Source organism: Prochlorococcus marinus CUG1435 (genome assembly GCA_017644375.1).
In the GTDB taxonomy this organism is placed as follows: Bacteria; Cyanobacteriota; Cyanobacteriia; order PCC-6307; family Cyanobiaceae; genus Prochlorococcus_A; species Prochlorococcus_A marinus_AH.
The window spans coordinates 389,136-412,295 of the sequence record JAEPLP010000001.1; the positions used below are offsets into that span (position 1 = coordinate 389,136).

The 23,160-nt window shown below is 34.7% G+C and carries 19 protein-coding genes; 5 read left to right on the plus strand and 14 right to left on the minus strand.

What is annotated here, in order from left to right; genetic code table 11:
- Window positions 1-9: 9 nt before the first annotated feature.
- The 12 genes from JJ844_02330 to JJ844_02385 form a co-directional block, all read right to left on the minus strand.
- Window positions 10-369 carry a ferredoxin gene (locus JJ844_02330; protein ID MBO6974515.1) on the minus strand — a complete coding sequence of 120 codons (360 nt, stop codon included), beginning with the start codon at window positions 367-369 and terminating at the stop codon, window positions 10-12.
- A 9-nt stretch (window positions 370-378) separates the two neighbouring features.
- The gene (locus tag JJ844_02335; protein ID MBO6974516.1) at window positions 379-771 is read right to left on the minus strand and encodes a DUF1257 domain-containing protein; all 393 of its coding nucleotides are present in this window, start codon (window positions 769-771) and stop codon (window positions 379-381) included.
- The gene (locus tag JJ844_02340; protein ID MBO6974517.1) at window positions 758-973 is read right to left on the minus strand and encodes a DUF2997 domain-containing protein; all 216 of its coding nucleotides are present in this window, start codon (window positions 971-973) and stop codon (window positions 758-760) included. The genes JJ844_02335 and JJ844_02340 overlap by 14 nt, the downstream gene beginning before the upstream one ends.
- Window positions 974-1,121: 148 nt before the next feature.
- Complete coding sequence (locus JJ844_02345; protein ID MBO6974518.1) at window positions 1,122-1,889, minus strand: HEAT repeat domain-containing protein; 768 nt, start codon at window positions 1,887-1,889, stop codon at window positions 1,122-1,124.
- Between the two features lie 17 nt (window positions 1,890-1,906).
- Window positions 1,907-2,053, minus strand: coding sequence for a hypothetical protein (locus tag JJ844_02350; protein ID MBO6974519.1), 147 nt, complete (start codon window positions 2,051-2,053; stop codon window positions 1,907-1,909).
- 48 nt (window positions 2,054-2,101) lie between these two features.
- Window positions 2,102-3,148: a 23S rRNA (adenine(2503)-C(2))-methyltransferase RlmN gene (gene rlmN, locus JJ844_02355; protein ID MBO6974520.1), complete on the minus strand. Its 1,047-nt coding sequence runs from the start codon at window positions 3,146-3,148 to the stop codon at window positions 2,102-2,104.
- A gap of 29 nt (window positions 3,149-3,177) precedes the next feature.
- Window positions 3,178-3,330 (minus strand): high light inducible protein, encoded by a 153-nt coding sequence (locus tag JJ844_02360; GenBank protein MBO6974521.1) that lies wholly within the window; start codon window positions 3,328-3,330, stop codon window positions 3,178-3,180.
- Window positions 3,331-3,381: 51 nt separating this feature from the next.
- Window positions 3,382-7,482 (minus strand): DNA-directed RNA polymerase subunit beta', encoded by a 4,101-nt coding sequence (locus JJ844_02365; GenBank protein ID MBO6974522.1) that lies wholly within the window; start codon window positions 7,480-7,482, stop codon window positions 3,382-3,384.
- 34 nt (window positions 7,483-7,516) lie between these two features.
- Entirely contained in the window at window positions 7,517-9,421 is a 1,905-nt protein-coding gene (locus tag JJ844_02370) for a DNA-directed RNA polymerase subunit gamma (protein MBO6974523.1), read from the minus strand.
- A gap of 38 nt (window positions 9,422-9,459) precedes the next feature.
- A complete protein-coding gene (rpoB, locus tag JJ844_02375) occupies window positions 9,460-12,753 on the minus strand; it encodes a DNA-directed RNA polymerase subunit beta (protein ID MBO6974524.1) in 3,294 nt (1,097 codons plus the stop codon).
- A gap of 236 nt (window positions 12,754-12,989) precedes the next feature.
- On the minus strand, window positions 12,990-13,784 hold the full coding sequence (locus JJ844_02380; GenBank protein ID MBO6974525.1) for a TatD family hydrolase: 795 nt from the start codon (window positions 13,782-13,784) through the stop codon (window positions 12,990-12,992).
- An 18-nt stretch (window positions 13,785-13,802) separates the two neighbouring features.
- Window positions 13,803-14,096: a 30S ribosomal protein S20 gene (locus tag JJ844_02385; GenBank protein MBO6974526.1), complete on the minus strand. Its 294-nt coding sequence runs from the start codon at window positions 14,094-14,096 to the stop codon at window positions 13,803-13,805.
- 121 nt (window positions 14,097-14,217) lie between these two features.
- Between JJ844_02385 and hisD the strand changes: the two genes are divergently transcribed.
- Complete coding sequence (hisD, locus tag JJ844_02390; GenBank protein ID MBO6974527.1) at window positions 14,218-15,504, plus strand: histidinol dehydrogenase; 1,287 nt, start codon at window positions 14,218-14,220, stop codon at window positions 15,502-15,504.
- Here hisD and rpiA read toward each other — a convergent pair.
- Together rpiA and JJ844_02400 are read right to left on the minus strand one after the other, a co-directional pair.
- Window positions 15,501-16,196: a ribose-5-phosphate isomerase RpiA gene (rpiA, locus tag JJ844_02395; protein MBO6974528.1), complete on the minus strand. Its 696-nt coding sequence runs from the start codon at window positions 16,194-16,196 to the stop codon at window positions 15,501-15,503. The two genes, hisD and rpiA, sit on opposite strands and share 4 nt — an antisense overlap.
- Window positions 16,197-16,259: 63 nt before the next feature.
- Window positions 16,260-17,390: a trypsin-like peptidase domain-containing protein gene (locus JJ844_02400; GenBank protein MBO6974529.1), complete on the minus strand. Its 1,131-nt coding sequence runs from the start codon at window positions 17,388-17,390 to the stop codon at window positions 16,260-16,262.
- 157 nt (window positions 17,391-17,547) lie between these two features.
- Here JJ844_02400 and rimP point away from each other — a divergent pair, with 157 nt between their 5' ends.
- The 4 genes from rimP to infB are packed head-to-tail and all read left to right on the plus strand — an operon-like array spanning window position 17,548 to window position 23,148.
- On the plus strand, window positions 17,548-18,015 hold the full coding sequence (gene rimP / locus JJ844_02405; protein ID MBO6974530.1) for a ribosome maturation factor RimP: 468 nt from the start codon (window positions 17,548-17,550) through the stop codon (window positions 18,013-18,015).
- 35 nt (window positions 18,016-18,050) lie between these two features.
- On the plus strand, window positions 18,051-19,451 hold the full coding sequence (nusA, locus tag JJ844_02410) for a transcription termination factor NusA (protein ID MBO6974531.1): 1,401 nt from the start codon (window positions 18,051-18,053) through the stop codon (window positions 19,449-19,451).
- Window positions 19,448-19,729, plus strand: a complete 282-nt coding sequence (locus JJ844_02415; protein ID MBO6974532.1) for a YlxR family protein — start codon at window positions 19,448-19,450, stop codon at window positions 19,727-19,729. Before nusA ends, JJ844_02415 begins: the two co-directional genes overlap by 4 nt.
- 47 nt (window positions 19,730-19,776) lie before the next feature.
- Window positions 19,777-23,148, plus strand: coding sequence for a translation initiation factor IF-2 (gene infB, locus JJ844_02420; protein MBO6974533.1), 3,372 nt, complete (start codon window positions 19,777-19,779; stop codon window positions 23,146-23,148).
- Window positions 23,149-23,160: the final 12 nt, after the last annotated feature.

Consider the following 23,160-nt stretch of genomic DNA (forward strand, 5'->3'; position numbering starts at 1 on the left):
TTTTTGATATTAGTGCTTATTCATTCTCGGTGGCTTTCCAAATGTTTGAAACATATCCCTATCAAGACTATTCTCTAAATCATCCAATTCTTCAAATTTGACCCAATGAATACAATCAACAGGGCATGTATCTATTGCTTCTTGTATGACATCAGAACTATCTCCATCTTGCCTAATAGCTCGACTTCTACCATGAAATTCATCAACAGTGAAAGTATTCGAAGCGACATGAACACAATACTGACAACCGATACACTTAGCTTCATCAACCCATACAGCTTTTTCGGCTAACTGACCACCTAGAACGGGCTCACAGCCTGTAATCTCAATATTTTCTTCAGTATTATGAAATGGATCCGTAAAATCCATATGTTGACATTAGTTTTCCCACTTGGTTAAGACCAATTCAATAGAACCATCATTTTTATTTTTTTGCTCTACAATTTGATATCCATCTTCTTGCGTTTTAGAAATAATTGTTTGGTATGCATACATTTGTGTAACTTTTGAGATAAATCTTTCTACTGGAATCTCAAATTTCCATAGATCAAGGTCAGTAACTAATTCATATGCATTAGAATTGTTATCCCATTTAAATCCAACTTGGGTATCACCAGGTAAATGCATACTTATATCAACGGCTGTGAATTGACCTTTATATCCTTTCACAAACTTTTCTTCTTGATTAATACTATAACCGAAATGTTTTAAAGCCTTAATTAATGGCTCTGCTTCTTTGAGCTGGGTTTTAATCGTACTAAAATGTGACATTAGATTCGTTATTTAATTGTGTTAAGTTTTCACTTTGATTAGAGATGAAAGCATCAGATGTTTTATTCTTGACTGTTACTTTACCGAGAGCGTCTTCGAGATTTTTCGTAGCTTCATCACATGAGTTACCTGTGAATCCTTCAACAGTCTCTTCAACTCTACCGTCTTGATGAATTTTGAATCTCAATGTTTTTTGAGGCATTAAATTCAAGTACTGAGTACTTTTACTTTATACAGAATAACGAAAATTTTTTGTTTCAGTTGGTACAAGTTAATTAATTTTAATTTTTTTATTGAATATCTGATAAATTAATTTTTTTTGTTCCTTGCTCGCTAAAAAATTTTGAAATTTAATTATAAAAACCCTGCATACCCATTGAATCTAAAGCAGTTTTTGCTTCTTCCATAACGGAGGGTTCTTTATCAAAAAGAGCTATCTTGGTACATTCATCAACAAAACTTTCTTGAAATGTATTGTTTAATTTTTCAAACAACCTACATAATGACCAAATGCAATTGCTTCTAACACCTGATTCATTGTCTATCTTTAAGCTTATTAAAAGCTGCTCGGCGGCTAGTTGAGCATTTTCCAACGAAACATTTCCAATTTCAGCTAAAGAACTGGATGACCATAACCTCACTGCAGCTACATCATTCTTCAAAGCATTTATTAATGGCTCTAAAACAATTTGGTTATCATAATTAGCTAAGCTCCATGCTGTGGCTCTTCTAACATAGGCGTTATCATCAGTCTTCAAAAGATTTACAAGTTTTTGGACTGCACTAGGAAATGGATTACGACCTAAAGCATATACCGCACTCATTCTCTCAACAGGACAAGGTTGATCAAGTAATGGTAACAAAAGGGGGTACGATCTTTCATCTCTATATTCACAAAATATTCTTAAGCCCTGTATTCTTTCTTCTCTATTCCCTTTAAGCATTTTTAAGGCTTGATCGCACTCTTGAGTAATATTTAAACCTTTTGAAAAAGCATCTTCATCTATCTGCTCTAAAGGATCTATTTCAATCTCTAAAGCTAATTCCCTAGCCAAAACTTCTGGATCAACTGCTATTTCAGCTAGGCTTTCTTTATTCGAATTCTTATTTTTTGTCATTTTCAAAAACTAAGATATTAATCAAGGGGAGCTGGAGACATCATATCTCCTGGCAACCAAATTCTTGCGCTAACTGCAAAAAAGGCGATCCCAAAGAGTGCGACGATAGCGAAAGGTAAAATTTTTGTCTTAATAAAACCCAAAGATTCAAAATTAATTAACACAATAATAACCTGTTTAAGAAACTTTTAAAGAATTATTCCAAGATAATATTATTTATTTCTCGAATTTTGTCTTAACTGTCCACATGCAGCATTTTCATCCAAACCTCTGCTTTTTCTGAAACTAACAGTTATGCCATTATTAGAAAGTCTAGATTTAAATAATTGGAGATTTTTAAGAGAGGATCTTTTAAATTCAACCTCTTCAATTTGGTTGTACTGAATTAAATTTACATGGCATTGAAAACCTTTTAGCAAATTACTCAATTCATTGGCGTGTTCTAATTTGTCATTAACTCCACTTATCATTAAATATTCAAAACTTACCCTCCGACCAGTATCTCTTACGAATTGCTTACAGTCTTCAATTATATTTTTGATATGGTAGTTTTTTGCACTAGGTATTATCATTTCTCTTATTTTTTGGTTTGAAGCATGTAGGCTTATTGCTAATGTAAATTGACAATTACCTAAATTTTGAAAAGACTTTGCTGCTAATTTATTTATCATTTTTGGTATAGCAACAGTGCTTACAGTTATTTTTCTCTGACTAATATTAAAATCCTCATTTATAGATCTAATTGATAAAAGCAAGTCATCAATATTTAATAAGGGCTCTCCCATCCCCATGAAAACAATATTAGTCACTTTTCTATTCATTTCATTTTCAATAAATAAAATCTGATCTAATATTTCACTTGTTTTTAAAGATCTTTTTAAACCTTCTTTACCAGTTGCACAAAATTTGCAGTCCATAGGACATCCAACTTGACTAGAAAGACATGCAGTAAGCCTTTTTTCCGTTGGTATGCCAACACATTCAATACTTTCACTATCGCCTGTTGAGAGTAACAACTTTAGAGTGCCATCATGAGCTAATTTTTTTTCTTGAAGGGTTAATTCGCTAACTTTAAAACCATCATCCTTTAACTTGATTCTGAAATCTAATGGTAAAACGTCTATTTGATCAATATTTTTCTTCTTATTTCTATAGTTATATATCCATTTATATATTTGACGACCCCTAAATGCAGCCTGACCATAATTTAAGGCTATATTTTCTAGATCTTTTATAGAACTTCCAATAAGATTTTTCAAATTATTTTATCTTTAGTTCAAAACTATTTTCACCATAACAGCAAACCATGTTTTAAGAAAAATTCTGTAAGAATAAGCGCAATAAATCCAATCATAGCAATTCTTCCATTAAGTCTTTCATTATAAAAATGAAATCCATAACGAGGTAATTTTCTTTTGGGGACAATCTCTGGCTTAATCATCAATTAAAATAAAGATTTATTTTAGCCAAAAAAAACAATAATAGAAAACATTTATTCATCAGACAATAGGCCTTCTTCTTGTAAACCCTCCAATGCAGCTGGATCTGGTAATTGATCTTCAGAAAATTGATTTTCAGCACTAGGTCTTGCAAAGGCAGCAAAATTACTACTGGAAGGGTCTATTCCATGTCGATTTCTTGTAGTCTCCAAATCCTCATCACTAGGATCATCAAGTATCGCAGTAGAACTTACTGAAGGTGTTTGTGGCATATCGACTGTATAATCTGGCCTTAAGTTCTGTGCTCTTCTGTATCCACCAGATTCTTCTGCGAGGATATCAGGATGGGGACCAGCCTCTGAGGCTAGTTCCTCTACAAAACCGCTGAAACCAGTACCTGCAGGAATTAGTCTACCAATAATAACATTCTCTTTTAAGCCTCTTAACCAATCAGATTTACCTTCGATTGCAGCTTCTGTAAGAACACGTGTAGTTTCTTGGAATGAAGCTGCTGATATAAAGCTATCTGTATTGAGAGAGGCTTTAGTTATCCCCAATAAAACCGGAGTAAACTCTGCTGGAGCTCCTCCTGTAATTGCCATTGCTTGGTTTGTATCTTCTACTTGCCTTAATTCTATAAGTTCTCCAGGTAAGAGAGTAGTATCACCAGCATCTTCTATACGAACTTTACTTGTCATTTGTCTCACAATAACCTCAATATGCTTATCATCGATTGCAACACCTTGTGACTTATAGACATTTTGAACTTCATTTACCATACTTCTTTGTAATTTTGATATCGATTCTCGAGCTGCATCTATTAAAGGTTTTTGATCTTTTAAATCACTGAAGTAGCAATCTAATAATTCATGTGGATTAATTGGACCGTCAGTTAATAGTTCACCACCTGAAACTTGTTGTCCATCACTAACCATAATATTTTTTCCAATTAATAGTTGATATTCGTTAACCAAATCATCTTTTTCAATAACAGATAAAGAAACCGACTCTTCATCATTACCTTGTTTGATCTGAACAATTCCGGATTTTTTACACAAAATTGCTGAATCTCTAGGTCTCCTTGCTTCTAACAACTCTTCAATTCGAGGTAGTCCTTGAACAATATCTCCAGTTTTCTGTCTCTCAAAAACAAGTAAAGCCAGACCATCTCCTCTTAGAACTAAATCTCCATCTTTAACATGCAAAACTGAATCTGGAGAAACCATATAAGGCCTTCCAAGTCTTAAGGTAACTGAACTACTTGATATTTCTTCAATTTCACCACAAGAAGTGGATTTTTCAGATTTACTTATGGGATCACCATCAACGACTCGATCCCCTACTTTAACTACAGCTTTATTGCTAATGTTAATTTTTATTTTGTCTTCTTCTCTTTCAACGATTAATCTTCTAATCGGCTCATCATCAATAACATTAGGCAATTGAACCAATCCCGCTTCTTTACAAAGAATTTGTGTCGTAGCTATTACGTCTCCTGCTTTAACTAGTTGATCATTTTTGACTTGCAATTCTGTATGTGTAGAGCCATGACTAGAGTCTGATATAGTATCTCTTCTAACAAGAATAGACTCCAATATTACTAAATTTAGTCTCATCACTGATGAATCATTTTCATCTTCAATAGACTCTACATCAATAGTCATTTGAGGAGTAGCATTAAAACTTTCAACACTTAAATGTGTTCTAAGCAATTCAACTCCTTCAACTGACTTTATCAATTCACCATCTTTGTAAGTAAGCCTTTGAATTGCTTTTAATCCTAAATGTGGTCCTTTTTCCTGCTGGACATGAGATAATTGTGGCAATTCTGCTTGATCAGGAATAGTAAATTCCTCTACAGTTCTTAGCAATAACCCTCTACTTTTTGGAGTTTCTAATTTCTGAACATATAGAATTTCTTTATTATCAATACCATCCATAATCTTTTCTCCTGGATTTACTAGATTGCCTTCTTCTGTAAATCTATTTAAAACTTCTTCATCATCGCATTCATGAAAAGTCCCATTTCTTACTGTTATTTCTCGGAGAATATCATTTTTTTGAGTAACCGTTACAATTCCTGATGTTTGACTAAAAATATCTTTTACAACTTCTGTGCCCGCTTCAATCCACTTCATATCTTCAATCATTAAAAGAGATATATCCTTATTTATTTCATGAGTCTCTTGTGGAATCCAAAGCAATGTTCCACCTTGACTAACTTCAAATCCATTTTTAGATGATCTAGCTTTTTTGATACCTAATCCCGGGGCATATTTTACTAGTCCGCCAGTTTTTGTACGAAACCTTTCATCTGTTAAATCTGCTATAACTTGGCCATTACTGATTTTACTGCCAGGAGAAGTGTTTAAACGATAAGAACTTCCATCACTAGATTCCAAATGATAAATTTGTCCAGAGTGAGTAGATTCTTCAATTAATTTAAAATTACTTAGTGACATTGAAGTAGTAACAATCTGAACTTCTCTTGAATCTCCAATTGAGTCTCTTAATCGAACTTGACCGCCAAACTCGCTAGATTGGCTTGCCTCTGCTAAAACAGTTCCTTCACTAACAGACTTTCCAGATGAAACGACTGGTATTGCATTGGGTGGCAAGTTATAAACATCTCCAGCTAAAACCCATAATCTACCCAATCTTTGCGCCTTTAAGGTAATATTTCCCTGCCTATCTGTTACCTCCCTTGGTTGAATAACCTTGTCATACTTTACTTGACCTGCCAAATCACAGATGACATCTTTTGTCGCTTTTTCAACACTCTTTTTCACGGCTCCAGCAGTAATCTGAGCGACTGTTATGTCAGAATTAATTTCTTGACCATCATCAACAAACAAAAGCGATCCACTAGAGACTTCAATTTTTTGAGCTTTATTAGAATTATTGCTTTGAGGAACAATTTTTAATATGAAATCAACTTCAGCTTGTTTGGCTTCTACACCATGTGGAGTTCTGTAGCCTCTAACCTTTGCTTTTGAACTGTATTCAACTTTTCCAGATATCTTCGACCTTACCACACCACTTTCAGCAGTTGATACACCTCCAGTATGAAAAGTTCTCATTGTTAATTGAGTTCCTGGTTCTCCAATAGATTGAGCTGCAATGATTCCTACTGCTTCTCCTAAGTCAACCAAATGATTATGAGCCAAAGCCCATCCGTAACATCTTCTACAAACCGATCTATTTGCTTCGCATGTTAACGGTGATCTTATTTTTACCTTTGTTATTGATGAAGTCTCAATTTTTTTCGAAAATGCAGGATCTATTGCGGTATTTTGGGGAACAATTAAGTTATCTTCAGAATCTAAAATATCCTCAGCAGCGAGTCTGCCAAGAAGCCTTGCTCCAAATCGACCATCTTCAGCTTCTACAACTATTGATCGTTCTGTTCCACAGTCTTCTTCTCTAACAATTACATCTTGAGCTACATCAACTAATCTTCTAGTTAAATAGCCAGAATCTGCAGTTCTCAAGGCGGTATCCACTAAGCCCTTCCTTGCTCCATAAGAAGAGATCACATATTCAGTAACAGTAAGTCCCTCTCTAAAGTTTGTTCTGATAGGAAGGTCAATAATTTCACCTTGAGGATTAGCCATCAATCCTCTCATACCAACAAGTTGTCTCACCTGGGACATATTACCCCTCGCTCCCGAATTAGCCATCATCCAAACGGAGTTCAGAGGATCATTTTGATTGAAATTATTTTTGACAGCATCCACTAATCTTTCATTAGTTTCTGTCCAAGTATCAATAACCTTTGTATGTCTTTCAACCTCTGTAATTTCACCAAGTCTATAGCATTCTTCGGTAGCAGATATTTGCTCTTCAGCTTGCCCTATTAAATCTTGTTTTGCTTCAGGAACTTTTAAGTCATCTACAGAGATAGAAACAGCAGCTTGGGTAGCATATTTAAATCCTAAGTCTTTTAAATTATCAGCCATAGCTGCAGTTATAGCAGTGCCATGGGTTTTATATGCCCAAGATACTAAATTTTTTAAAGCTTTCTTATCAACTACTTTGTTTTTGAATGATGGCGGTGTTTTAGCCAACGTAGGCATAATTACTGGATTATTTTTTTTGGAGTTTTTAGAACTTTTACGTACTCTGGAATTTTTTTTAGGTTTAGATGATGTCATGATTTTTAAATAAATGAAAAATAGTTTTGTAAGATTATGTTTTAGATACAGAATCAAGGATGGTATAGTTCATAACTACTCTCCCAACAGTTGTCAAAACAAATCTGCTTATTAAATTGTTTTGAGAGTCAAATCTGTCTCTTCTAAAATTCCAGATTTCTAATCTAGAGCCATCTTTGAGATCCTTGGTCTTTTGTGGAATACTCATTTCCTCGTCATCTTCAACTTCTCCATTAAATCTAACCCATACCCATTCATGTAAGCTGAGTCTTTTATCTTCAAAGGCAAAAATTACATCTTCTAGTGAAGCAAAAGTAGACTTATTATCTCCAAAATCAGGTTTTTGATAATTCGGTTGCAAAGCTGTCAGATAGTAAGATCCCAAAACCATGTCTTGAGAAGGAGTAACAATTGGTTCCCCAGTTGCAGGCGAAAGAATATTATTGCTAGCTAACATAAGCATGCGAGCTTCAGTTTGTGCCTCCAAGGCTAAAGGAACATGTACAGCCATTTGATCTCCATCAAAGTCTGCATTAAATGCAGGGCAAACTAAAGGATGGAGTTGAATTGCTCTGCCACCAACTAATTTTGGTTCAAAAGCTTGAATTCCCAACCGATGAAGAGTAGGTGCTCTATTTAAGAGGATTGGATGGCCTTCAATAACTTCCTGAAGTACCTGCATAACTTCATCATCTGCTTTTTGTATTAATTTTTTCGCAGCTTTAATATTATTAACAATATTTTGGCGTATCAATCTATGAATGACAAAAGGCTGGAAAAGCTCAATCGCCATTTCCTTTGGGAGACCACATTGATGCATTTTTAATTTGGGGCCAACGACTATTACAGATCTTCCGGAGTAGTCAACACGCTTACCAAGAAGGTTCTGTCTAAATCTCCCTTGCTTACCTTCAATGATGTCACTAAGAGACTTAAGTGCTCTATTATTTGCTCCAACAACGGTCCTTCCCCTCCTCCCATTATCTATTAGAGCATCCACTGCCTCTTGAAGCATTCTTTTTTCATTCCTTACGATAATTTCAGGAGCTAAAATTTCTTGAAGCCTTGCTAGTCTATTATTCCTGTTAATTACTCTTCTGTATAAATCGTTTAAATCAGAAGTTGCAAATCTTCCCCCATCAAGCTGAACCATAGGTCTAAGATCTGGAGGTATAACAGGAATTGCATCCAATACCATCCATTCAGGTTTTGCATTCGTAGCAATAAAATTATCGATAACTCTTATCCTTTTTATGAGTTTGGCTCTTTTCTGACCCTTGCTTTGTGTGATTTCTTCTCTAAGCTCCTCAGCAACCTGATTTAAATCAAGGTCCTCAAGTAATTGCTTCAGAGCCTCAGCGCCAATACCAACGAAAGGTTCATTTTCAATTGTTGAATCTTCAGCATAGATCTCGTCTTCAATTTCTAGCCATTCATCCTCAGTTAGTAGTTGCTTGTATTTAAGTTCTTTGTGATCGCCTGGGTCCAAAACAACATAACAATTAAAATAAACTATTTGTTCTACATCTCTTAGTGGGATATCCAAAAGAATTGCAACATAACTAGGAATTCCTTTTAAATACCAGACATGTGAAACTGGCGCAGCAAGTTTTATATAGCCCATCCTATGTCTTCTTACGCGACTTTCAGTTACCTCAACCCCGCACCTCTCACAAACAATACCTCGATGTCTAACTCTTTTATATTTACCGCAATGGCATTCCCAATCTTTGGATGGCCCAAAAATCTTTTCACAAAACAATCCATCCATTTCGGGTTTTAGTGTTCTGTAATTAATAGTTTCAGGTTTCGTAACTTCTCCCACCACTTGTCCATTGGGTAAGGTCCTTTGTCCCCAATCCATTATTCTTTGTGGAGAAGCTATTGAAATTTTGACGTAATCAAAGTGATTTTCGGTTCTTAAGTTGCTGTTTGTCATTTTTCGAGAAATTTTAATTAAAAGATGTAATTGAGTATTTAATCTTCCTCATATTCAGAGGTTCCTAGAGATTCGTAGGTCGGCCTTGATGGAGTGTTCCTTCTCGGATTTATATCTTGCATTAAATCTACTTCTTTTCCTTCATCTGTATAGACTCCAATATCTAAACCTAGTGACTGTAATTCCCTCATAAGAACTTTAAATGACTCAGGAGTCCCAGGCCTAGGGATTGGTTTACCTTTTACAATAGCGTTTAGAGCTTCATTTCTTCCTTGCATATCGTCAGATTTAACTGTTAAAAGTTCCTGAAGAGTATAAGCTGCTCCATAAGCTTCAAGAGCCCATACTTCCATTTCTCCCAATCTTTGTCCACCTTGTTGAGCTTTACCACCCAATGGTTGCTGAGTAACCAACGAGTATGGGCCTGTAGATCTTGCATGAATTTTATCGTCCACCAGATGGACTAACTTAAGGAAGTGGGAATATCCAACTGCAACTGGCTGATCAAATGGTTCACCTGTTCTTCCATCTTTCAGTAATAACTTTCCAGGGTCTTCAGGATTATAAACCCAAGCTTTGCCTGGCTGTTTTGAAGCCTCTTCTAAAAATGCTTGAACAGTCTGATGTGATTTTTCAGCACCATACATTTCATCAAAAGGAACAACTTTAACCCTACAATTTAGGTTAGACGCTGCCCAGCCCATCAATAATTCAAAGACTTGACCCACGTTCATTCTACTTGGAACTCCTAAAGGATTAAGAACTATATCTACAGGTGTTCCATCAGGTAAATAAGGCATATCTTCTCTAGGTAAGATCCTACTAATGATTCCCTTATTTCCATGTCTTCCAGCCATTTTATCGCCTACTTGAATCTTTCTTCTCTGAGCCACATAAACTCGAACAACCATATTTGCACCTGGAGGTAACTCATCACCTTGTTCTCTAGTGTAAATGCGAACATCCAAAACACGTCCTTTTTCTGTTTTAGGGACCCTAAGGGAATTGTCTCTTACGTCTCTAGCTTTTTCACCAAAAATAGCTCTCAGAAGTTTTTCTTCAGGAGGTTGGTCTGATTCTCCTTTTGGAGTAACTTTTCCTACAAGAATATCTCCACTCTCAACAAAAGCTCCAATCCTTATTATTCCCATTTCATCTAGATTATTCAAGCTTTCTTCAGAAATATTTGGAATCTCTCTTGTAATTTCTTCAGGTCCCAGCTTTGTTTGCCTTGCCTCAATTTCGTATTTTTCAATATGGACTGATGTATATAAGTCATCAGTTACCATCCTCTCACTGACAAGGATTGCATCTTCATAGTTATAGCCCTCCCATGGCATATATGCAATTAAAACATTCTGGCCAAGTGCTATTTCACCTCCTTCGCAAGCAGAACCATCTGCTAAGACTTGTCCGGATATAACTTGGTCTCCAATCTTTACAATGGGCCTTTGGTTTAAACAGGTATCTTGATTTGACCTTTGATATTTTTGAAGATAATGAAAATGTTCATCACCATTTTCATCTTTAACTACAATTTCATTCGCATCTACATAAGATACTGTTCCATTAACTTTCGTTATTGGAACCATACCCGAATCTCTAGCAACTTGAGATTCTAAACCTGTTCCAACTAAAGGTCGTTCTGGTCTGAGCAATGGAACAGCTTGGCGTTGCATATTAGATCCCATCAGAGCTCTGTTTGCATCATCATGTTCCAAAAAAGGAATTAATGAAGTTGCTACTGAAATTACTTGGACAGGAGAAAGCTGAACATAATCAACTTGATGCGGGGGAACTTTTTCAAAATCTTGTCTGTATCTTACTGGTATTAAGTCTGCAAGTATGTTTCCATCTTTATCAGTTGCAACATCTCCAGGAGCTACCCTGCACTCGTCTTCTAAATCAGCAGATAAATAAATAGGATTACCTTCTTTATTAACTTTACCGTTATTAACTTCCCAAAAAGGAGTTTCAATAAAACCATACTCGTTAACCCTTGCATGGGTAGCTAAAGAGTTTATAAGACCAGCATTAGGACCTTCAGGAGTTTCTATAGGACATAATCTTCCATAATGTGAAGGATGAATATCTCGCACAGCAAAACCTGCTCTTTCACGTGTTAAACCTCCAGGACCTAAGGCCGAGATTCTTCTCTTATGAGTTAATTCAGCCAAAGGATTGGTTTGATCCATAAATTGACTTAATTGGCTTGAACCAAAAAACTCTTTTATTGCAGCAACCAAAGGTTTGGGATTAACTAGTTGAGCGGGAGTAAGGGAATCTGTTTCTCCCACAGTCATTCTTTCCTTTATTATTCTCTCTAAACGATTAAGTCCTACCCTTACTTGATTTTGAAGAAGTTCTCCCACAGATCTAACTCTACGATTACCGAGGTGGTCAATATCATCCAAACTTGCACCACCAATATCCAATTCTAGGTTTATTAAATAATCAATAGTAGAAAGAACATCTTCATGGGTAAGTGTTCTAACATCATCTGGGACTGTAAGCCTTAGTTTTTTATTTATTTTATATCTACCAACACGACCTAGATCATATCTTTTGGGATCAAAAAATCTACTGTGTAATAGCTGTTGACCGCCTGAGACAGAGGGTGGTTCGCCAGGACGGAGCTTCTTATAAAGCTCAAGTAAAGCCTGATCTTCTGAATTTATACCCTCGTCATTGGCTGAATCAATTGAGTTTTGATAAAACTCAGGATGTCTAAGTTTATCGATCACATCATTGTCAGAGAGGCCCATCGCTCTCATAAGAATATGTGCATTAATTTTTCTGGTTTTATCAACTCTGACGTAAAGTAGATTATTTTTGTCAGTCTCAAATTTTAACCATGCCCCTCTATTAGGGATTACGCTCGCATTATAAGTTCTTCGCCCATTTTTGTCCTGTTCATCTTTGAAATATACTCCTGGACTACGAACAATTTGATTAACAATTACTCTTTCAGCACCATTAATTATGAAAGTTCCCCTTTCAGTCATTAATGGTAATTCACCAATAAATACTTCTTGCTCTTTAATTTCACCTGTCTCTTTATTAATTAATCTGCAAGTTACGTACATTTGAGAGGCAAATGTTGCATCTCTTCTTTTTGCTTCCTCAACATCATGTCTAGGTCTTTTTAATCTGTACTCTTCGCCAATAAAATGTAATTCTAACTTACCTGTGTAATCAGAAATGGGGGAAAAGTTTTGTAATTCCTCTATTAAACCCTTTTCCAAAAACCATTTAAAGCTTGCTCTTTGTACTTCAACTAAATCTGGTAGATAAATAGCTGTTTTTGCTACCTGTAAAGCGCTACTGCTCATCCAAGAAACCTGAGATTATTTGAGATTTAATATTTACTATAAATTTACTAAATATTTAGATTTTTAACTTCCCTATGTAATTTTAAATCAATTATTAAATCTCGATTTCAACAAAAAAATCAATTTAATAAAAAAACAAAAAATTAACTTAATGGTCTGAAAACCTTTAACATAGCAAGCAAAAACTAAAAATTAAGAAAAATTTCCAGTAATTCCTAATCATAGCAGCTGCTATGTCAAACTAACAAGTCAAATTTAAACAAATCTTCAGCATTCTTAGATGACTCTTCTGCAATTTTAATTAATTCTGTAGCTCTTAAATCTGCCATAAAGTTTGCCACATTTTCAACAAATGCAGGTTCATTTCTTTTACCTCTATGGGGAACTGGCGCTAAGAAGGGAGCGTCAGTTTCAATTAAGTATTTATCACTTGGGACAAGTTTGGCGCACTCATGAATTTGATGTGCTTTTGGGAAAGTTACTATTCCACTAAAACTGATATAAAAACCAAGATCCAAGAATTGCATCATTTCTTTTGGGGTCCCTGTCCAACAATGAAGCACACCTTTAGGACATTTGCCTTTATTAGAAAATTCATGACATATCTTGATCATTTCATTTGCAGCATCTCTGCAATGGATAATTACTGGTAATTCAAGTTCATAAGCTAACTCCATTTGAGGAATAAGGGCATCAATTTGCTGAGTTTTATTTTCATTTTTAAAAAAATCCAAGCCTAACTCCCCAATAGCCACAACTCTTTTATCTTCTTTAACTGATCTTTTCAAAAGAGATTTGGAACTAAGTTCCCATTTTTCTGCTTCTAACGGATGTAAACCAACTGAATAGTAAATTTCATGAAATTCATGGGATATTTTCTTCAACTTAGGAATTTCTGTTAGGTCGCAACATGCATGGACTAATTTTTTTACACCTCTTGAGCGCAATCTTCGAACAACATCTTCAAGATCTTTCTCAAAATTTTCAAATATTAAATGACAGTGCGAGTCTATGAGTTCAATATCGCTCATAATCAATAATCAGACTTTTTACTTGGTAGTAAGAGTAGTTTTTACTAAATTGTTAATTTTTGATTTTCTATTAGCCCCATTATTCTTATGGAGAACATTTTTTTTGACTGCTTTATCAATTAAGCTAAAGGCTTTATTAAGACTTGTTTTCACTAAATTTTTATTATCTTCATTAGGATCGTTTTTATATTTTTCGCAATTCTCTAAAGTTTTTTTAGTCAAAGTTCTAACTGTTGATTTATATGACTTATTCATTAAACGATTTCTTTCGGCAATTTGTATTCTTTTTTTTGCTGATTTGTTATTGGCCACAGAGGGGAAATTGATAGAAGACTATTATCATAACAAATATATCGACTACTAATCAATCATAATATAATTTAGAAATGTATTAAATTTGGTTTCAAGTCTTTCAATTTGAAAAATTAAGAATATGAAAATAATAAATCAAAAAAAAGACGCTATCCAAGAATTAAAAAGGATTTCTAATCGAACTACTTCAGAAAACAATCACAATATAAATGCAATTGTGGAAGAAATCCTTCAAGAGGTAAAAAATAATGGCGATATAGCAGTCGAAAAATACACCAAAAAATTTGATGGTTTCAAACCTGACCCAATGCAAGTTAGTTCAGAAGAATTAAAGGATGCATGGAATAATATTGATAGTGATTTGAAGCGTTCACTTGAGTTAGCCCATAAAAGAATTGAAAAATTCCATGAAAAAGAAATTCCATCATCCTTTGCAATAAAAGGTGAACATGGTGATACAGTCGAAAGAAGATGGAGACCAGTGAAAAATGCAGGTATCTATGTACCTGGAGGCAGAGCTGCTTATCCAAGTACTGTATTAATGAATGCAATACCTGCGAAAGTAGCTGGAGTAGAAAAAATTATAATGGTTTCTCCTGGAAATAGAAAAGGGGAAATAGATAAAACGGTTTTAGCTGCAGCTCACCTATCAGGGGTCAACAAAGTTTTTAGAATTGGAGGAGCTCAAGCAATTGGTGCATTAGCATTTGGCACAAATAAAATCAATAAAGTCGATGTTATTACAGGTCCAGGAAATATCTACGTAACTACTGCTAAAAAACTAATTTACGGCTCTACAGGGATAGATTCTTTAGCAGGTCCAAGTGAAATATTAATCATTGCAGATGAAACAGCTCAAAGTGAGCATATAGCATCTGATCTACTAGCACAAGCAGAACATGATCCATTAGCTTCTTCAATACTTCTCACTACATCAAAGAACCAAGCAAAAGAAGTTTTTGAGGAAATTTATAAAAAAATAGATGATCATCCAAGAAAAGAAATATGCATACAATCAATAAAAAATTGGGGATTAATTGTTATTTGCGAGAATTATCAATCATGTATTGAATTAAGCAACAACTTTGCTCCAGAACACTTAGAAATATTAACTTTTGATTCAAAAAAAATTCTTAAGGGTATAGAAAATGCAGGGGCAATATTTTTAGGAAAGTGGACCCCGGAAGCCGTGGGTGATTATCTTGCGGGACCAAATCATACTTTACCTACATCAGGAAATTCTAGGTTTAGCGGGTCTCTTGGAGTTGAAACTTTCATGAAGAACACCTCAATAATAGAATTTAATGAAAAAAGTTTAAAAGTAAACAGTATGGATATTATTAATCTTGCTAAAAGTGAGGGCTTACATAGTCACGCTAATTCAGTACAAATAAGATTTGAAGATTAGCCAACTTTTGATGGGGAGTAAACAACTGGTTTACTTTGTTCAATTTTACCAACCAATACTTTGTCTGTAAGATCAACGAACAATCCGTTTTCTAGTACTCCTGGAATATTATTAATAGTCATTTCAATATCTTTTGGATTCTTAATACCATCATTAAACAACACATCCAAGATGAGGTTTCCTTGGTCAGTAACAACTGGGCCAGCTTTTTTAGTAGCCATTCTTAAAGTAGAATTTCCATTCATTTCTGAAATAACTTCCTGAACTTGCTTCCAGGCATTTGGAAGGACCTCTACAGGTAAAGGAAAAGATTGATTTAAATTTTTTACAAGTTTAGTTTCGTCGACGACAATCAACAATTGATTAGCTTTAGATGCTACTAACTTTTCTCTTACATGGCATGCTCCCCCTCCTTTTATTAATTGAAAGTTCGGATCCACTTCATCTGCTCCATCAATAGCTAAATCGATTTGAGAAACAGAAGCTAAATCGATAAGCGGGATATCTAGTTGGAACGCCAAAACTTCTGATTGAAAGGAAGTGGCAACACCTCTTATATTTTGGAGTTTCCCAGAACGAATTTCATCTGCGAGGCTTTTTATCATAAGCGCTGCTGTAGATCCAGATCCTAATCCAAGAACCATGCCGCTTTGGACTTCATTAATTGCTGCATCAGCAACAATTTGTTTCATCTGAGTTTGTGAATCCAAAATCTTTTCCTTACGTTTATAGATTATTTAATTTCAATGGGTGATTTATGTCAAACCAGGTAGAGGTTCTGGTTTGATATTAATCTGTATCTCTTTATTATCTCTTAAAACATTTAAGAGAAAAACTTTACCTATCTGAGCCTTTTCTACTTCATCTAGCAAAGCTTTAGGTTCCTCTATTGCTATATTTTCTGCTGCTATTACTAGATCACCTCTTCTTAAACCAGCTTTTTCAGCAGGGCTATTAGGTACGACTGATTGGATTAGAGCTCCATTTCTTTCAGGTAACTGAACTAGTGAATTAGGGTCTTGATTATGTTCTTTAGCGATTCTTGGATTCAAAGAAATTAATTGGACGCCTAAATAAGGATGAATAACTTCACCATTTTTAAGAAGCTGATCAGAAACACTTTTAGCCAGATTAATCGGTATTGCAAAACCTAAACCTGCTCCTGGTCCACTTCTTACTAAGGTGTTTATTCCAATTACCTCGCCAGTTGAATTAATTAGTGGGCCGCCTGAATTTCCAGGATTTATTGCCGCATCAGTCTGAATAAGATCAAGCCTTTTATCTGAGAAGCCTAGACTATTAATATCCCTATGAAGACTACTAACAATCCCTAAGGTAACTGTTTTTTCTAAACCATAGGGAGTACCAAGAGCTATTGCCCAGTCTCCAACTTCAAGCTCTTCAGAATTCCCAAGTGGAGCAAAATTAGAATAAGTAGATTCCTCAATTTTTACTAAAGCTAAGTCAGTTACCACATCAGTTCCTAAAACTTGGCCATCGCAAATAGTTCCGTCTGCCAAAGTTACTGAAACATCATCAACTCTTTCCACTACATGAGCATTAGTAAGAACCAAACCATGCTCATTAATAATCACCCCAGAACCTTGGCCTCTCTCTCTTTCAGGAGTAATTCCTTGCTCTCCTAGCAAATCCCTCAACAAAGGATCTAGCAAAGTTGGATCAAATTGTTGCCTCTCTACTAATCGCTCTGTATCAATTTTCACTACCGCAGGGCCAACATTTTTTACCGCAGATGATACGAAATTATGACTATCAGAAGAAGTTAAAGCCAGAACTTCAGCTTTTTGAAAGAAATAAACTAAACAAAAACAACAAATAATGAAAATTTGGATTAAATTTTTATATTTAATCTTTAAAAGTTTCATTTATTCTAAGAGTGTTTGAATATTTCATTAAATCTAGTTGAAGAAATATATTATCGTTGTTTTTTTGTTTACATACATAAAATACAATTTTTTGAATTTTTTATAGAAAAAACTTTTTATATGGGAAAATTATCTAAATCAATTTATGTAAATAAATTTGAATAAAGAAAACAAAAGCAAGCTTGAATCTCTATTAAAAAAAGTCGCCAATTTATGGGATTTAGAAATTTGTAGTTTAAATATACAAACTAATAAAAATCCAATTGTTATCCAAATAATTATAAAAAAAACTAATGATGATGACATTTCACTTGAAGATTGTGCGCTATTTAATACCCCAGCATCTGAAGAAATAGAAAATTCAAACCTTTTAAATTGTTCTTATGTGTTAGAAATAAGTAGTCAAGGGGTCAGTGATGAATTAACCTCAGAAAGAGACTTCAAAACTTTTAAGGGTTTTCCGGTTAATGTTGAGTTAAACCAAAAGAATTCAAAAATAAAATTTCTGAATGGTTTACTTTATGAAAAGTCTAAAGATTATTTAGCCATTAACATAAAAGGTAAGATTAAAAAAATCCCTTTTGATGAAGTACTAAAGATTAGTCTTTGTACATTAAAAGATTAATTATTTTCAACCATTATTCAATTTTCCCATCATAGATGGCATTAGTTATTCTCCCAGGTTTAAACAATCTCATTGAAGATATTAGTGAGGAAAAAAAGTTACCTCCTAATATCGTTGAAGCGGCCTTACGCGAAGCTCTACTAAAAGGATATGAAAAATATAGAAGAACTTTTTACATTGGAGTTAACCAAGATCCATTTGATGAAGAATATTTCAGTAATTTTGATGTTGGACTTGATCTAGATGAAGAAGGTTATAGGATTTTGTCAAGTAAGATAATTGTTGAAGAAGTTGAGAGCGAAGATCATCAAATATCTCTAGTAGAAGTCAAACAAGTAGCTGATGATGCTCAAATAGGTGACACAGTTGTTTTAGACGTTACTCCAGAAAAAGAGGATTTTGGGCGTATGGCTGCTTCAACAACAAAGCAAGTTTTAGCTCAAAAATTGAGAGATCAACAAAGAAAAATGATCCAAGAAGAATTTGCAGATTTGGAAGATCCTGTTTTAACTGCAAGAGTTATAAGATTTGAAAGACAATCAGTCATTATGGGAGTTAGTTCAGGTATTGGTAGACCTGAAGTAGAGGCAGAACTTCCCAAAAGAGATCAATTACCAAATGATAATTACAGAGCAAATGCAACTTTCAAAGTATTTTTGAAAGAAGTTAGCGAAATAGCCAGAAAAGGTCCACAACTTTTTGTAAGTAGAGCAAATGCTGGTTTAGTGGTTTATTTATTTGAAAATGAAGTGCCGGAAATTCAAGAAGGTACAGTAAAAATTGTTGCTGTCTCAAGAGAAGCTAACCCTCCTTCAAGAGCTGTGGGGCCTAGAACAAAAGTAGCTGTTGATAGTGTTGAACAAGAAGTAGATCCTGTAGGAGCCTGTATTGGAGCGAGAGGAGCAAGAATTCAACAAGTAGTTAATGAATTAAGAGGAGAAAAAATTGATGTTATTAAATGGTCATCAGATCCAATACAGTATATTTTAAACTCCTTAAGTCCTGCGAAAGTTGATTTAGTGAGATTAGTTGACCCAGCAGGGCAACATGCACACGTATTAGTTCCCCCTGATCAATTGAGTCTCGCAATTGGTAGAGAGGGTCAAAATGTAAGATTAGCCGCAAGATTAACTGGTTGGAAGATTGATGTTAAAAATTCACATGAATACGATCAGGAAGCTGAAGATACTGCAGTTTCTGAATTAATCATTCAAAGGGAAGATGAAGAGAATCTTCAGCGAGAAGCTGAGAGAAGATTAGAAGCAGAACAAGCTGAACGTGCTGCTGAAGATGCTAGATTAAGAGAACTTTATCCTCTTCCTGAAGATGATCAAGAATATGAAGAAAAATACGAAGGAGAAGTTTTCTCAGATAATGATCAACTAGAAACTTTTCAAGATAGTGAAATATCCTCCACAGAGGAGAGAAAGCGGTGATACAAAAAACCCCTGTCATGCGAATATGTATTTCATGTAGAAAAATATTCGACAGGAAATATCTTTTCAAGATTACCAAAGATTATAAAAAAGGCATTATGTTTCAAAAGGGAACGGGGCGATCAGCTTACATTTGTAAGTCAAAAAAATGTTACGCAGATTCCAAGATTAAGAAAAAGCTTCAAAAAGCTTTAAAAACATTTTTTGAGCCTGAATTTTTTGATATTTTTGAAAAAGAAATTACAAGCTACAATGACAATCCCAATAAGGGAATATAATTAAATTAAATCCTCTTTAATTTTTAAAAGAGTACAAATCAGATTAAATGACTATCAGCGATAAAATCAGAATTTACGAACTTTCCAGAGATTTAAATTTGGAAAATAAAGATATATTGGATGCCGCTCAAAAACTTTCAATTTCAGTCAAAAGCCATAGCAGTTCTATTAGTGCAGAGGACGCAAAAAAAATAAAAAATCTTATTAACAAAAAGAATTCAGATAAAACAATACTTTCTATTAACAAATCTTCAATTAAAAAAGATAATTATGAACAAAATAAAAAAGATAAACCACCTATTATTAATTCTCTAGAGGGGAAACCTCACAAAGATAATTCAAACCAAAAGCCATTATTGTTAAAACCTCTTAGTAAGCCCGAGGGTCAAAAAATAATTTCAAATCAACCTAAAAATTCCAATAAACAAACCTTTATAAACAGCTCAAAATCCCAATCAAATCTTTCAAATAAAAATACAAAGATTAAACCTCCAAGAAATTTCAACCAAGATAAAAAAACTTTTCAAAATAACATCAACTCACCCAACAAAAGTCCAGCAAAACCACCTATTCAACTAATAGCAAAGCCTAAAAATATAAATAATAATCCTAAATCTAATGACTCCTCCAAGAACATCCTTAATTCAAAAGAAAATATAAGATTATCAAACAAAACTGATCAAAATATAAACAAACCTAAAACAAAAACTTTTAACAATAAAATAAATCCTCCTGAACTCGTGGGAGCTCCGATAAGAAGAGATGACACTAATAAGCAAAAAAATAATAAGCAAAATACAGCTTTTAAACAAACTTTCCCTAATAGAGCTGGCGCCGCCAACAGACCTGGCATGCCCAATAATCCTGGATTAAGAAACAAACAATCAGATCAAGGCAGACCTAGATCATTTAATAGGCAAGTCAATCCAAATAGAGCTAGCGCTCCCAACAGACCTGGCATGCCCAATATGCCTGGATCAAGAAATAAACAATCAGATCAAAGCAAACCTGGATCATTTAATAGGCAAATCAATCCTAATAGAGCTGGTGCTCCCAACAGACCCGGCATGCCTAATAGGCCTGGATCTAAATTCAATGGTCAAAATACTCCTGGTATTAGAAGGCCAGTATCTCCTAATGAACTTTTAAAACTTCAAAAAACTAACAAATCTGAGAATGGCAAACTAGGTAGCAAGAATAATGAAAAACAAAATATCGAAACGCCTAAACACAAGGCAAAATCACCTAATGTTAATCCAAATGCTGCACCTAATACCAAAAAACCACCTTACAGAACATTTTCAAATAGTTCAAAAAAACCTGGAAAGACAGATTGGGACGATAGCGCAAAACTAGAAGCATTAAGAAATAAAAATCCTCACAAACAACGTCAAAAAGTACATATTATTGGTGAAAATGATGATACATTAACATCTGAAACAAGTGGGTACTCAGGTGAGAAAATTTCAATATTATCAGCTAGTTTGGCTCGTCCAAAGAAAGAAAAGTCTGATGAAACTAAATCTCAAAAATCTATAAAACAATTTAAGAAAAAGAAAAAAGAAACCACCAGACAAAGGCAGAAAAGAAGAGCCATGGAACTAAAGGCTGCCAAAGAAGCCAAACAAGTAAGGCCTGAGATGATTATAGTTCCTGAAGATAATTTAACAGTTCAGGAATTGGCTGATAAATTAAGTCTTGAAAGTTCTGAAATAATCAAATCTCTTTTCTTTAAAGGAATAACAGCAACTGTAACTCAATCACTCGACTTAGCAACTATAGAAACAGTAGCAGAAGAATTTGGAGTACCTGTTTTGCAAGATGATATCCAAGAGGCTGCAGAGAAAACAGTAGATATGATTGAAAACGATGATGTTGATAGTCTAATAAAAAGGCCACCTGTCATTACAGTAATGGGCCACGTTGACCATGGTAAAACAAGTCTTTTAGACTCCATAAGGGAATCAAGAGTGGCTTCTGGAGAGGCTGGAGGGATAACTCAACATATTGGGGCTTATCAAGTTGAATTTGAGCATGAATCTAAAAAGAAAAAATTAACTTTTCTTGATACACCCGGTCATGAAGCCTTCACTGCAATGAGAGCAAGAGGTACAAAAGTTACTGATGTAGCTGTTCTTGTAGTAGCGGCAGACGATGGTTGCAGACCCCAAACCCTTGAGGCCATTAGTCATGCTCGAGCAGCAAAAGTACCAATTGTTGTTGCAATTAATAAGATTGATAAAGAAGGCGCATCTGCAGAAAGAGTCAAGCAGGAACTATCAGAAAAAGATTTAATTGCTGAAGATTGGGGAGGAGATACTGTAATGGTTCCAGTAAGTGCAATTAAAAAACAAAATATAGATAAGTTGCTCGAAATGATTTTATTAGTTTCAGAAGTTGAAGATCTACAAGCTAATCCTGACAGATCGGCCAAAGGAACTGTTATCGAAGCCCACCTTGATAAAGCCAAAGGTCCTGTAGCAACATTGTTAGTTCAAAATGGTACCTTAAAATCTGGAGATGTTCTGGCTGCAGGTTCAGTACTTGGGAAAATTAGAGCAATGGTTGATGAACATGGCAATAGAATTAAGGAAGCAGGACCATCATTTCCAGTAGAAGCACTAGGATTTAGTGAAGTCCCAACTGCAGGTGATGAATTTGAAGTCTATCCTGACGAGAAAACTGCTCGATCTATTGTAGGGGACAGAGCAACAGATGCTAGAGCCACTAAATTAGCCCAACAAATGGCAACGAGAAGAGTTAGCTTGTCATCCTTATCAACAAAAGCAAATGATGGAGAATTAAAAGAATTAAACTTAATCCTCAAAGCTGATGTTCAAGGTAGCGTTGAAGCAATATTAGGATCTCTAGAACAGTTACCCAAAAATGAAGTTCAAGTCAGAGTTCTGCTCTCTGCTCCAGGTGAAATAACTGAGACAGATATAGATCTAGCAGCTGCATCAGGTTCAGTTATCATAGGCTTCAATACATCTTTAGCATCAGGAGCAAAGAGAGCAGCTGACGCTAATGATGTCGATATCAGGGAATATGAAGTGATATATAAACTCTTAGAAGATATTCAATTAGCTATGGAAGGTCTGCTTGAACCAGATCTTGTCGAAGAATCATTAGGTATAGCCGAAGTTAGAGCAACTTTCGCTGTAGGTAAAGGAGCCATAGCAGGCTGTTACATACAAAATGGGAAATTACAAAGGAATTGTTCTCTTAGAGTTATCAGATCAGATAAAGTAATTTTTGAAGGTAATTTAGACTCTCTCAAAAGAGCTAAAGATGATGTAAAAGAAGTTAATACGGGTTTTGAATGTGGAGTTGGCTGTGATAAATTCTCTTCGTGGATTGAAGGAGACAAAATCGAAGCTTTCAAATTTGTTACTAAAAAGAGGACCTTAAGTCAATGATTCAATAAATTT